Genomic DNA, 12,137 nt, shown 5'->3' with positions numbered 1-12,137 from the left:
CAGAAAGTTGATGGGCCTGGATTTCAGAAGAAGAATTAGCTTTGCTGATGAGGAGCGGTACCGTGGTAGGAAGGGGATGGGAAAGAATGCGGACGTCGCTGCTGGGGTTGCCGCGAGCGAAGAAGCGGCTGGTGCAGGTGTTGGCCGATGTCGTGCTCGTGTGGGTAGCCCTGTGGCTTGCGTTTGTCGTTCGCCTGGGGATCGACGAGTACGCTGCGCCATTTCGTGATCACGTGTGGCTGTTCGTCTGCGTGCCACTGGTATCGATTCCATTGTTCATCCGCTTCGGCATGTATCGCGCGGTGATGCGCTATTTCGGCAATGACGCGTTGATCGTCATCATCAAGGCCGTGACGCTCTCGTCGCTGATCCTGGGAGTCATCGTGTACTGGTCCGCCAACCATCAGTACCTGGTGCCGCGCTCCATCATCTTCAACTACTGGTGGTTGAGCCTGGTGCTGGTGGGCGGGTTGCGCCTGGCCATGCGTCAGTACTTCATGGGGGACTGGTTCTTCGCCTCGCAGCACATGCCCTTCAGCAATCGTGATGATGGTTTGCCCAAAGTGGCCATCTATGGCGCCGGCAGCGCAGGCAATCAGCTGGTTGCGGCGCTGCGCATGGGCAAGGTGATGCGACCTGTGGCGTTCATCGATGATGACAGCAGCATCGCCGATCGGGTGATCGCGGGCTTGCATGTCTATCGTCCCGAGCAGATCCAGCGCATGATCGATGTCACTGGGGCCCAGGAATTGTTGCTGGCCATACCTTCGGTCAATCGCATGCGCCGGCGCGAGATTCTTGGACTGCTCGAAGGCTATCCGCTGCACGTGCGCAGCGTGCCGGGGTTCATGGACCTGGCCAGTGGCCGGGTCAAGGTCGACGACCTGCAGGAAGTGGATATCGCCGACCTGTTGGGCCGAGACGCTGTCCCGGCACAGGCCGACCTGCTCGAGCACTGCGTGAAAGGCAAGGTGGTTCTGGTCACGGGGGCCGGTGGTTCGATCGGTTCGGAACTGTGCCGGCAGATCCTGAGGCTTCAGCCCAGTACCTTGTTGTTGCTCGAGCACAGTGAGTTCAATCTCTACAGCATTCTCAGCGAGCTTGAGAAAAGCATCCGCCGCGGCTCGTTGCCGACTCGGGTCCTGCCGATCCTGGGCTCCGTGCGCAATGCCGCGCAGCTGCTGGACGTGATGTCCACCTGGCGCGTCGAGACCGTCTACCATGCGGCAGCCTACAAGCATGTGCCGATGGTCGAGCACAATATTGCCGAGGGTGTCCTGAACAACGTGATCGGCACGCTGAATACCGCACAGGCTGCCTTGCAATCCGGTGTGGCCAACTTTGTGCTGATTTCCACCGACAAGGCGGTTCGGCCGACCAACGTCATGGGCAGTACCAAGCGCCTGGCCGAGATGGTGCTGCAGGCGTTGAGTCGTGAGCTGGCGCCGGTGCTGTTCAATGACCCAGGCAACGTTTCCAGGGTCAACAAGACCCGGTTCACCATGGTGCGCTTCGGCAATGTGCTTGGCTCGTCGGGCTCGGTCATTCCCTTGTTCCATCAGCAGATCAAGGCGGGCGGTCCACTCACGGTGACCCACCCGAAAATAACGCGTTACTTCATGACCATACCCGAGGCTGCGCAGCTGGTGATTCAGGCTGGGTCCATGGGGCAGGGCGGCGATGTGTTCGTGCTCGACATGGGCGAGCCGGTGAAGATCGTCGAACTCGCGGAGAAGATGATTCATCTGTCTGGTCTGAGCGTGCGCTCCGAAGCCAACCCACACGGCGATATTCCAATAGAGTTCACTGGTTTGCGACCAGGCGAAAAGCTCTATGAAGAATTGCTGATCGGTGACGATGTGGTTTCCACCCGTCACCCGATGATCATGAGCGCTCAGGAAGACTATCTGGACTGGGAGTCACTCAAGTCGCGAATGGCGGTCTTGCTCGATGCGATTTCGTCCGATGACTACGCGATGGTCAGGCAGCAGTTGCGGGAGATGGTCAGCGGCTACAATCCCGATGGCGAGATCGTCGACTGGATCTACTTGCAACGCCGTCGGGAGCCTTGAGCTTTAAAGGTCGCTGAGGCGGCAGGTGGTAATCCGCTCTTGCCCCAGCTCGATGAGTGTCAGCGCGCCATCGGAAAATGAGCAGCCCGTGTCGATGTAGACCACATTTCCCAGGCGTAGTACCTGCGGCACCGTCGAATGGCCGACGTACAGGCGGTCTACCCCGTGAACGCGGCGGGTGTCCAGCGCTGTGATGCGATTCCTGGCATAGAGCGCCTGGGTCTGGGCGTTTCGACGTGCCTGCAGGTCGTTGCTGTTCAAGAGTGCGAGGGAGGTTTTCCAGTCGGCACACGATCCGGCTTCCGGCAACTCGGCATGGATGATGCCGATGGCCTGGCCGTCCCTGAGTTTTACTTCGATTGCCAGGGGTAGTGTACTGAAAGCCTTCGCCTGGCTTTGCTGTTCCTGTAGCGAAAGCTGATGAAACCACGTCCCCCCATTGCGCGCATGTCGTCCCGGGTCTCCGACACCGGCGGCACAGTCGATGGCCATCTGTTCATGATTGCCACGTACTGCATGGAACCAGGGGTGCGCCATCCAGCTCTGCGCCTGTTCGGAAAAAGGTCCCCGATCGACAAGGTCACCAGTGGAAAACAGTCGGTCAGTGCTCGTATCGAAATCGACTTCGGCCAGCAATCTCTCCAAAAGCTCGAAGTGACCGTGGATATCACCCACGACAAAATCCCGTCCATGGAGATTCGCGGCAATAGATTTGATTGCGGGAGGCGGGTCTGGGAAGCGCACGTCAATGCTCGGTGGGGAAAACGGTCAAGAGGTATCAGGCGCGAGCTTATCAGGAGCGCCAGGGTTGTGGAGGCTTTTTGAGGGGGGATGAGCTGTCGCTGGGGGCTGCAGCGGCTAGAAAATTGGAGAGCAGGTAGGGAAGTGTTCGTATCGCTCAGGATTTGTAGAGTTCATCATCCACAAGCTGAGCGTTCTACATGGAGTCATGTCGGCAGAGGTCAAGGCGGCGCGTCAAAATCTCCGTGTTGCTCAGAGGGCGCATGTTTGCCGGGCATGCACGAGTAATGTTACAGTCCATGAGTTAACTTTTTACCTTGAAATGTCCTGAAACATCTGTTGCTGGGTTTGGATTTTGTGGATGACGGAGGATGTTGGCCACGTCCCGGCCAACAACATGGTCTTCAGGCGGAATTAAAGGATTATCCCCGCGTGAAAGTCGTCCCTGTCATTATCTGTGGTGGCTCAGGCGCTCGTCTGTGGCCAGTATCGCGTGCAGCCCATCCCAAGCCATTCATCCCCCTTCCTGACGGAAGCAACCTGATCCGCAAAACCTTCATTCGTGCGGCAGGGCTTCCGGGCGTTGACAGTGTTCTGACGGTCACCAATCGCGATCTCTACTTCAAAACCACTGATGAGTACAACCACGTCAGTGCTGAGGGCACCACATTAGGTTATGTGCTTGAGCCATTTGGGCGCAATACGGCTGCTGCGGTGGTTACTGCAGCTTACGAGCTGGCGGAGGCCCACGGCTCGCAAACTTTGATGTTGGTGATGCCGGCCGACCACCTGATCGAAAAGCAGAGCGAGTTCGCCGCAGCGGTGGATCGTGCTTTGAAACTTGCAGCCGAGGGCTGGTTGGTCACCTTCGGAATTGCGCCGGAGTATCCGGAAACCGGTTATGGCTACATACACCTGGACAGTAGCCAGCCACTGGAAGGCGGGGCGATGGTAAAGCGCTTCGTGGAAAAGCCGGATCTCGATACCGCGCAGAACTATGTGGCGTCTGGCGAGTATCTCTGGAACTCGGGCATTTTCTGCTTCAGCGCGGGAACTCTGATCAACGAAATGGAATGTCACGCCCCCGACGTCACGGCCGCGGTAAGGGCTTGTATCGCTGGGAGCAAGGTACTTGAGGAGGGGGGGCGTACGCGGGCGCTGTCGTTGAACCCCGAGCTCTTTGCAAATGTGCCGGATATCTCCATCGACAATGCCTTGATGGAGCACTCCGACAAGGTCGCCACCGTTCCTTGTGATATCGGCTGGAGTGATATCGGCTCCTGGAGTGCGATGTGTGATCTGGCTGCATCGGATGAATCCGGGAACCGCCTGACGGGCGAAGTACTAATTCACGAAGCGCGTAACAACTTCGTCCTCAGTAATGAGCGTCTTGCTGCGTTGGTGGGTGTCAAGGATCTTATCGTGATCGATACTCCCGACGCCGTTCTGGTCGCCCACAAGGATCATGCTCAGGATGTGAAGCACATCGTGACGCAACTCAAATCGCGGAACCACGAGGCGCACAAGCTGCACCAGACTGTCCACCGTCCTTGGGGGACATACACTACCTTGGAGGAGGGTGAGCGGTTCAAGATCAAGCGTATTGTGGTCAAGCCACAGGCTTCGCTGTCGCTGCAGATGCACCACCATCGCAGCGAACATTGGATCGTTGTCAGCGGCATGGCGCGGGTGATCAACAATGAACAGGAATTGATGCTCAACACCAACGAGTCCACGTTCATTCGGGCGGGGCACAAGCACCGATTGGAGAATCCCGGTGTCATAGACCTGGTCATGATCGAGGTCCAGAGCGGCGACTATCTGGGTGAGGATGACATCGTGCGTTTTCAGGACATCTATGGGCGTGTGAGCGGCTAACAAGACAGTTTTAAGTACCCCGAACCCATTGCGGGTGTTGTGGGCCTGACGGGGATTGATGGTATGACTACCTTGAGCTGTTTCAAGGCGTATGATATTCGCGGGAAAGTACCCGAGCAGTTGAATGACGAGATTGCCTATCGTATTGGTCGGGCGCTGGTTTCCGAGCTGAAGGGGAGCTGTTACGTCGTTGGGCGCGATATGCGGCTTGAAAGCCCTGCCATTGCCGGTGCGTTGATTCGAGGCATTACCGATGCCGGTGCTAATGTCATTGACATCGGTCTGTGCGGTACCGAAGAAGTGTATTTCGCCACCAGTCATTACGCGGTCTCCGGTGGGGTGATGGTCACGGCAAGTCATAATCCCAAGGGCTATAACGGGATGAAACTTGTCCGTGAAGGGGCGCGCCCGATCAGTGGTGATACGGGGTTGTCGGCGATCAGGATGCGTGTGGAGCGTGATCGGTTCGACGCCGTTTCGCAGAGGACGGGAGATGTCGTCGAGCGGTTGGATAAAACGGCATATCTGCAACACCTTCTTGGATACGTGGATGGCGCCAGGCTCAAGCCCTTGAAAATTCTGGCCAATCCCGGCAACGGCGCCGCAGGCCCTGTGATTTCAGCGCTCCAGAAAGCGTTGCCCTTCGAGTGGGTAATGATCAATGGTGTACCTGATGGCCACTTTCCTCAGGGCGTGCCCAATCCGTTGCTCCCGGAAAACCGGGCGTCCACCCGCGAGGCATTGCTTGCCAGCGGGTGTGATCTGGCCTTGGCTTGGGATGGTGATTTTGACCGTTGTTTCTTCTTTGATGCCAATGGCCGATTTATCGAGGGTTACTATCTGGTTGCATTGCTCGCGCAAATGCTCTTGCGAAGCAATCCTGGAAGTAAGATTGTTCATGACCCGCGTTTGACCTGGAACACCATTGAGGCCGTTCGGGGGGCAGGGGGTGACCCTGTTCAATGCAAGACCGGGCATGCTTTTATCAAAGAGCGCATGCGTAGCGAAGACGCGATTTATGGTGGGGAGATGAGTGCCCATCATTATTTCCGTGATTTCTTCTATTGTGATAGCGGCATGATCCCCTGGTTGTTGATCTGCGCCTTGCTCTGCGAGACGGGCAAGACCCTGGCGGAACTGGTGGATGCGTATATCGCACAGTTTCCTTGCAGTGGTGAGATCAACTATCAGGTGTCGGATGTCGCAGGGACCATTCGACGCTTGCGTGAGCACTATGCTGCGGACGCCTTGCACGTAGATGAAACTGACGGTGTGGCGCTTGAATTTGAAGCGTGGCGGTTTAACGTACGGGGGTCGAATACCGAGCCGTTGTTGCGATTGAACATAGAGACGCGTGCTGACCAGGCACTGCTGCAGCAAAAAACTGCTGAGATTGCACGGCTTATTCAGGAGTGCTGATGTTTGCATTGTTAAGAAGTCTCATCAGTTACAGAGGATTCGTCTTTTCCTCTATCCGCAATGAGTTTGTCGCGCGGTTCGCACGCAGTCGATTGGGTGGGCTGTGGATGGTCATCCATCCGCTGGCGCAAGTGGCCATTTTTGCTTTGGTGTTGTCCAGTGTGCTGTCTGCCAGGTTGCCAGGGGTCGACAACAAATTTGTCTACGCCCTCTATCTGATGTCCGGGATCCTTGCCTGGAGCCTGTTTGCCGAGGTCATCACCCGCTGCTTGACACTGTTCATTGATAAGGGAAACCTGATGAAAAAGATCAGTTTTCCCCGAATCACCTTGCCTGCGATTGTCGTGGGGTCAAGCCTGCTTAACTACACCTTGCTGTTTCTAGCCCTGCTTCTGGTGTTTGCGCTACTGGGGCATTCTGCCAGTATTGCCGTTGCCTGGCTGCTGCCGCTGACGCTTGCACTTGTGGCCCTGTCACTGGGGATTGGTCTTATCTTCGGCGTGCTTAATGTATTTGTCCGAGATGTCGGTCAGGTTGTGCCGATCATCCTCCAGGCCTGGTTCTGGCTGACGCCGATCACCTATCCAGTTGGCATCATCCCAGACCAGCTCAAGTCGCTGGTCGTGTTCAATCCCATGTTTGCCATTGTGACCGCTTATCACGATGTGCTGGTCTACGGCCGGACACCAGATCTGCAAGCCGTGGCGATTATCGCGATGGTTTCGATTGGCCTGCTCCTGATGGGCTTGTTTCTGTTCCGTCGTGCATCTGCGGAAATGGTGGATGCGCTATGACGCTGCTGAGAGTCACCAACCTGGGAAAGGCCTACCGTAGCTATCGCTCCGAGTGGCAGCGCATTGCTCGCTGGTTCTACTTGCCGGTAAGACCCAGCGAAGAGCACTGGGTATTGAAAGGCATCAGCTTCTCTATCGAGCGTGGGGAGGCGGTGGGCATCGTCGGGCAAAATGGTGCGGGCAAGTCCACCTTGCTCAAGATGATCACCGGAACGTTGCAGCCCACTCAGGGGAGTGTTCAGGTTGGCGGGCGCATCGCCGCCATTCTCGAACTGGGCATGGGCTTCAATCCGGAGCTGACAGGTCGGCAGAACGTCTACCACGCTGGCGGCCTGATGGGATTCGGCCGTCAGCAAATCGATAGTGTCATTGGTGAGATCGAGGCATTTGCAGAAATCGGAACGTATTTCGACGAGCCGGTGAGGACCTACTCGAGCGGAATGCAAGTTCGAGTGGCATTCTCCGTTGCAACGGCATTTCGCCCCGATATTCTTATTGTCGATGAAGCGTTGTCGGTGGGCGATGCCCGCTTCCAGCACAAGTGCATGCAGCGTATCAGGCGCTATCAACAGGAAGGAATGAGTCTGTTGCTGGTATCGCATGCGCCCGACACCATACGGATGTTCTGCCAGCGGGGTATCTACATCAAGGATGGTGCCATTGAAAAGATCGGTGATGCAGCCAGTGTGATGGATTACTACCAGGCGGCAATGGTCATGGGCACCGCCGTGGACGAAGAGGCCGAGTCAGCGTTGATTGCCGATCAGGCGCTTCACGATCATCGTGACGCCAAGTTCGTTGTCGTCGACAAGGCCTCGGGGCCTGTGAGTGTGAATATTACCTGTGAACATGGGTATCTGCAGATGGGCTCCAGAATGACGGTGAGCATCACTACCGAGTTCGCGAGCGACTGGCAGGATCCGCACGTGGGGTTTGGTATTCGCACGAAGTCCGGCATCGTGATTTATGAAACCAACACTTACACCCTGGGTGGCAAGTTGCGGCCGGTTCAGCAGGGGGAGCGGCTGTCTGTCGATTTCAGCTTCGACTGTCTTCTCTACCCTGATACCTATGAGTTGATGGTGGGCGTGGCTGATGGTGGCTACGACCGTGGCTCGTTCAGAATTCCGCTATTTTTCGATCAGTCAATGCTGGTGTTTGAAGTGTTGGCGGGTTCCGTTCCGGGTTGGAGTGGAATGGTTGATATCCGACCGGAGGTCAGTTTTTCATGATTGATTTGATTTCAAGTTTTCATAGTTTGTCCACTTATGACTTCAGGTCGCATGCAAATCCGGCGGATCCTCTGCGGCATCTGTTCGATGAGTGGGTGGACTATTATCGCGTCAAGTGGTCCATTGCCAAGGCAATACGTCCCGAGCGCATACTTGAAATCGGTGTGCGTTATGGCTATTCGGCGCGTGCCTTCCTGGATGCCTGCCCTGATGCGCAGCTGGTGGGGCTCGATGCTGACCTCGATACCTTTGGGGGAAGTCAGGGGGCATTGGCCTGGGCCGAGCAGAACCTCAAGGCCTCGGGTTTCAATGTTGATCTGCGCTCGTTGAACACACAGTCCTTGCAGGCATTCCCCGGCGGGTACTACGACCTTATCCACGTCGATGGCCAGCAGGATGGGAATGGTACTTATCGCGATCTGGATCTGGCAGTGGTGCAGGGGCGGTACATTCTCGTCGATGGTTATCAGTGGTCGCGTGAAAACTTCCAATCGGTTAATGAGTGGTTGTGGTTGAACAAGGCGGCCGTGCACTCGGTACTGATCATTCCAGGTTATGCGGGTGAGTTGTTGATCCGTACGAATCTGGATGTCTCGGAGATACCCAAGGTCGGCAGTGATTCGAGCGTTCCACTGGCGACGGCGTATACCAAGGACTACTACCTGAATGATTGTGGTGGGTTTTCACAGTGGCGTCGAAGCAAGGGAGCGGCCATCGATAGCCGCTTGCAGGCCGTCGCCGATGCCGCTTTGGTATTTGGCAGGCCGGGCAAGGTGGTGGATTTGGGTGCAGGTCGCGGCGAGCTGACGCGCCTGTTCCATGAGTTGGGAGCAGAAGTCACGGCAATCGATTACTCGGCTGATGCCTGTTCGTTGATCAGCCAGACATTGGCGGATGTTCAAAAGTCGACAAGCAATGTCAGCGTTGTCTGCGGAAGTGTGCTCGAGCCGAGTGCCTATGACGGTGATTACGACCTGGCGGTGGCGGCTGACATAGTCGAGCACCTCAGTCCAGCTGAAAACGAGGCACTGTATGCGCTTGTCAGCCAGCGATTGGAAAAAAACCAAGGCTCGCTGGTTGTGCACACTGCTCCAAATGGTTGGAATTACGAATACTTGCATCCACAAGAACAGCGCAAAGCCGTAGCGGCAGGCTTCTGGCAGCCGAGAATACGTCGAACTTGGTATGAGCGACTTATGCATATCAATGAGCAGAACCCGCGGGTGCTCAAAGCACAGTTGGAAAAGTCGTTTCCGCATGTGCTGGTGTGGTTTGCTGACGGTGGTGCGGGTGGAAGCTTGCTCAAGAAATTTGGTTTGAGTGACTTCAAGAAGTCTACGAGTATATTTGCTATCGCTTCGCATAAGCCCATTGATAAGGATAGGTTGAAGTCTGCATTTGTGATGTCCGCGTTGCCTGCGGATTGTCAGGATATTGTCGAGCTCAAGCCGCTTGAGTCTGAGTTTTTGGTTGAAAAAGGGCAGCGCTTCGAGTGTCCGGTGCAGGTTAGTAATCTCACCAATATCCGTCTCGCCAGTATTCAGCCGTTTCCAGTTAATTTGAGCTATCACGTATGTGACGAACAGGGACAGGTCGTAGCGTTCGAGGGGGCAAGAACGCCCTTGCAGCCAGCCTTGTTGGCGGGTGATGCGCGTACTTATAATCTGGATGTCAAAGCGCCGCAGCAGGCGGGTGTGTATTTCTTGCAGTTGGCGTCGGTTCAGGAATCTCGCCGCTGGTATGATCAGAAACTTTCACAGTACTCGATGGTCAAGATTGTCGTAAAAGATTGATCATTGAGGAGAATTTACGCATGCCGAGTTTTTACCGAGCATTTGAGGATCGCTATCGTGGTTCCCGAGAGCTGATTAAAGAGCGCCTTCAGGTATATCGCGGTTTCATAGCACCTTTACAGTCGCTGTATAGCGAGTGTGCGGCTCTGGATCTCGGTTGCGGTCGGGGAGAGTGGCTGGAACTGCTCCAGGAGCAGGGCTTCCGGTCGTTGGGGGTGGACCTCGACGAGGGGATGCTCGAGGTATGTGATGCATTGGGCTTGCCGACCGAGCGGTGTGATGTGCTGGAAAAACTGAAAGCCTTGCCCGATGAGAGTCAGGTGATGGTATCGGGTTTTCATATAGCCGAGCATCTACCATTTGCCAGCTTGCAAGTGCTGGTGGCTGAAGCGTTGCGAGTGCTGAAGCCTGCGGGTTTGCTTATTCTTGAAACGCCCAATGCAGAAAATATTGTGGTGGGGACCAACAACTTCTACCTTGACCCCACCCATGAGCGCCCGATTCCCCATTTGCTGTTGGGTTTTTTAACCGAGTACAGCGGATTTGCTCGCTCAAAGTTGCTTCGCTTGCAAGAGGCCGCAGGGCTGGATGTGGCGAAGGATATCAGTTTGTCGACGGTCTTAGGGGGAGTAAGCCCGGACTATGCGATTGTTGCGCAAAAGCAAGGGGAGGCTGCTCAGCTCGATCTCTTTGATGAGGTGTTTTCTGCAAACTATGGCGTAGGGCTCGGGACGCTTGTGGAGCGCTATGAGCATCGCCAGGGTTCACGCTTCACCGATCTTGAAGGGAAAGTTGATAAAACCATAGCGTTGTGCAGTTCATTGAGCCAATACATAACACGATTACAAGGGAAGTCGGCAGCACTAATGGATACCGCAAGTCATGCTGTTTCTCCGGCTGAGGGCGTTGGCGCTGCGACAAGTGCCGCGTTGCAATCCATTACCCATCATTTGAATGTGGATGTGGATGCGCTTCAGGGGGAGGCATTGGCACATCATCTGCGTTTGCAGTTACAGGAAACATTGAACAGCCTTCGGCATGCGGAAATTCGTTACCAGAATTCCGAGCTGGCCTTGCACGATCAGTTGGCGCGAGCGGCCAAGGCGGAGGGGCTGCAAGCCAAGTCTCAAGCCAGTGCCGAGGTCTACCAGGTGCAGTTGCAGCAGGTCACGGCAGAGCTGTTGACGGCATTCAAGGAGCAACAGAGGTTGCAACTCGATGTCCAGGCGGCGCGGCAGCAGCAGGCCAGTTCGACGGAGATGCTGGAGCTTGAGCGGGCTCGTGGGGATACGCTGCTTCAGCGAGTCAGTGAACAAGAAAGCCTGGCCGAGGCGCTGACTGGTGAGCGCGATGCCTTGATCAGAGAGCGCGAATCGCTTGAGGCGGAGCTGCATGGTGCCCTCGATGGCGTGGCTCAGGCCGAGCGAGCCGAGTTGCAGCGTCAAGCTGAAATTCTCCGGTTTCAGGATGAGTTGCATCAATGCAACCTGCATGTAGCCGATCTGGAAAGTCGTCTCGCTGGTGGTGAGCAACGGACCGAGATGACGGCCAATCAGTTGAAAGAATTGCTCCAGCATAGCGCGCAACTGGAAGGCGAGCTGAGGCATTCGCAGGCCAGCCTGTTGGCTTCATTGGCGGCTTCAGAGCAACTGTCATTGCAGGCAAATGCACATCAGGCACGGATTCAGGCATTGTTGGGCAGCACCTCATGGCGTATTTCGTCGCCGCTGCGTGGTGTGTCCCTTGCTGTGCGCTGGCTGCTGAGGTTGCCGGTCAGGCTGCTGAAAGCGATGTTTCGGCCGCTGGTAACGGGGATGATCTCTTTTGTGCTGTCCCGTCCGGGCTTGCGTCAGGTGGTCAGTCGCCAACTCAGGCGATTGCCGCGTTTGCACGCGCACCTTCGGGCATTTGCGATAAACAGGGCGTTTCAGCTGGACGTGCGCGCTGAGTCGTCAATCGCAGACGCGATTGATGGCGCAGGTGTTGCAGAGCAGGCAGTGCAACCGGTGGTTGCAGTGGGTTCAAGTGGTGAGGTTCAGCAAGGTCCGCAGAATGTGCAGGCGCGCCGGGAAGAAAGCGACATCGATTTTCATGCCGCCTCGAATACGCGTTTGATGGATTCATTTGCCCTTAAAACTGGTGGCGCGGGACGTTCAGGCCTGGCGCGGGCGTATAGAAAAACGATAGATGACTCTAGCGAGAAGTGAA

At 56.0% G+C, this 12,137-nt stretch carries 8 protein-coding genes; 7 read left to right on the top strand and 1 reads right to left on the bottom strand.

Going from position 1 to position 12,137, the window contains the following annotated elements:
• Positions 1 to 86 precede the first annotated feature (86 nt).
• On the top strand, positions 87 to 2,072 hold the full coding sequence (locus ACODS9_RS07910; protein ID WP_111531844.1) for a polysaccharide biosynthesis protein: 1,986 nt from the start codon (positions 87 to 89) through the stop codon (positions 2,070 to 2,072).
• A gap of 3 nt (positions 2,073 to 2,075) precedes the next feature.
• On the opposite strand, the gene ACODS9_RS07905 is transcribed toward ACODS9_RS07910, so the two are convergent.
• Positions 2,076 to 2,747, bottom strand: a complete 672-nt coding sequence (locus ACODS9_RS07905) for a metallophosphoesterase (RefSeq protein WP_489093648.1) — start codon at positions 2,745 to 2,747, stop codon at positions 2,076 to 2,078.
• 498 nt (positions 2,748 to 3,245) lie between these two features.
• Here ACODS9_RS07905 and ACODS9_RS07900 point away from each other — a divergent pair, with 498 nt between their 5' ends.
• The 6 genes from ACODS9_RS07900 (at position 3,246) to ACODS9_RS07875 (ending at position 12,136) form a co-directional block, all read left to right on the top strand.
• Positions 3,246 to 4,691, top strand: a complete 1,446-nt coding sequence (locus ACODS9_RS07900; protein ID WP_489093647.1) for a mannose-1-phosphate guanylyltransferase/mannose-6-phosphate isomerase — start codon at positions 3,246 to 3,248, stop codon at positions 4,689 to 4,691.
• Positions 4,692 to 4,754: 63 nt separating this feature from the next.
• Positions 4,755 to 6,110, top strand: coding sequence for a phosphohexomutase domain-containing protein (locus ACODS9_RS07895; protein WP_489093646.1), 1,356 nt, complete (start codon positions 4,755 to 4,757; stop codon positions 6,108 to 6,110).
• Positions 6,110 to 6,904: an ABC transporter permease gene (locus ACODS9_RS07890; protein ID WP_401110183.1), complete on the top strand. Its 795-nt coding sequence runs from the start codon at positions 6,110 to 6,112 to the stop codon at positions 6,902 to 6,904. Before ACODS9_RS07895 ends, ACODS9_RS07890 begins: the two co-directional genes overlap by 1 nt.
• Complete coding sequence (locus ACODS9_RS07885) at positions 6,901 to 8,136, top strand: ABC transporter ATP-binding protein (protein ID WP_401110180.1); 1,236 nt, start codon at positions 6,901 to 6,903, stop codon at positions 8,134 to 8,136. The genes ACODS9_RS07890 and ACODS9_RS07885 overlap by 4 nt, the downstream gene beginning before the upstream one ends.
• Positions 8,133 to 9,929, top strand: coding sequence for a methyltransferase domain-containing protein (locus ACODS9_RS07880; RefSeq protein WP_489093645.1), 1,797 nt, complete (start codon positions 8,133 to 8,135; stop codon positions 9,927 to 9,929). Before ACODS9_RS07885 ends, ACODS9_RS07880 begins: the two co-directional genes overlap by 4 nt.
• Positions 9,930 to 9,949: 20 nt before the next feature.
• Entirely contained in the window at positions 9,950 to 12,136 is a 2,187-nt protein-coding gene (locus ACODS9_RS07875) for a class I SAM-dependent methyltransferase (protein WP_489093644.1), read from the top strand.
• Position 12,137 lies beyond the last annotated feature (1 nt).

Source organism: Pseudomonas sp. FG36, assembly GCF_057809275.1.
This window is presented reverse-complemented; position numbering and strand designations above follow the sequence as displayed.

Bases quoted from the DNA above. Each gene is read 5' to 3' on its own strand.
- ACODS9_RS07910 (WP_111531844.1), top strand. From the start codon at position 87: ATGCGGACGTCGCTGCTGGGGTTGCCGCGAGCGAAGAAGCGGCTGGTG.
- ACODS9_RS07895 (WP_489093646.1), top strand. From the start codon at position 4,755: ATGACTACCTTGAGCTGTTTCAAGGCGTATGATATTCGCGGGAAAGTA.
- ACODS9_RS07890 (WP_401110183.1), top strand. From the start codon at position 6,110: ATGTTTGCATTGTTAAGAAGTCTCATCAGTTACAGAGGATTCGTCTTT.
- ACODS9_RS07885 (WP_401110180.1), top strand. From the start codon at position 6,901: ATGACGCTGCTGAGAGTCACCAACCTGGGAAAGGCCTACCGTAGCTAT.
- ACODS9_RS07880 (WP_489093645.1), top strand. From the start codon at position 8,133: ATGATTGATTTGATTTCAAGTTTTCATAGTTTGTCCACTTATGACTTC.
- ACODS9_RS07875 (WP_489093644.1), top strand. From the start codon at position 9,950: ATGCCGAGTTTTTACCGAGCATTTGAGGATCGCTATCGTGGTTCCCGA.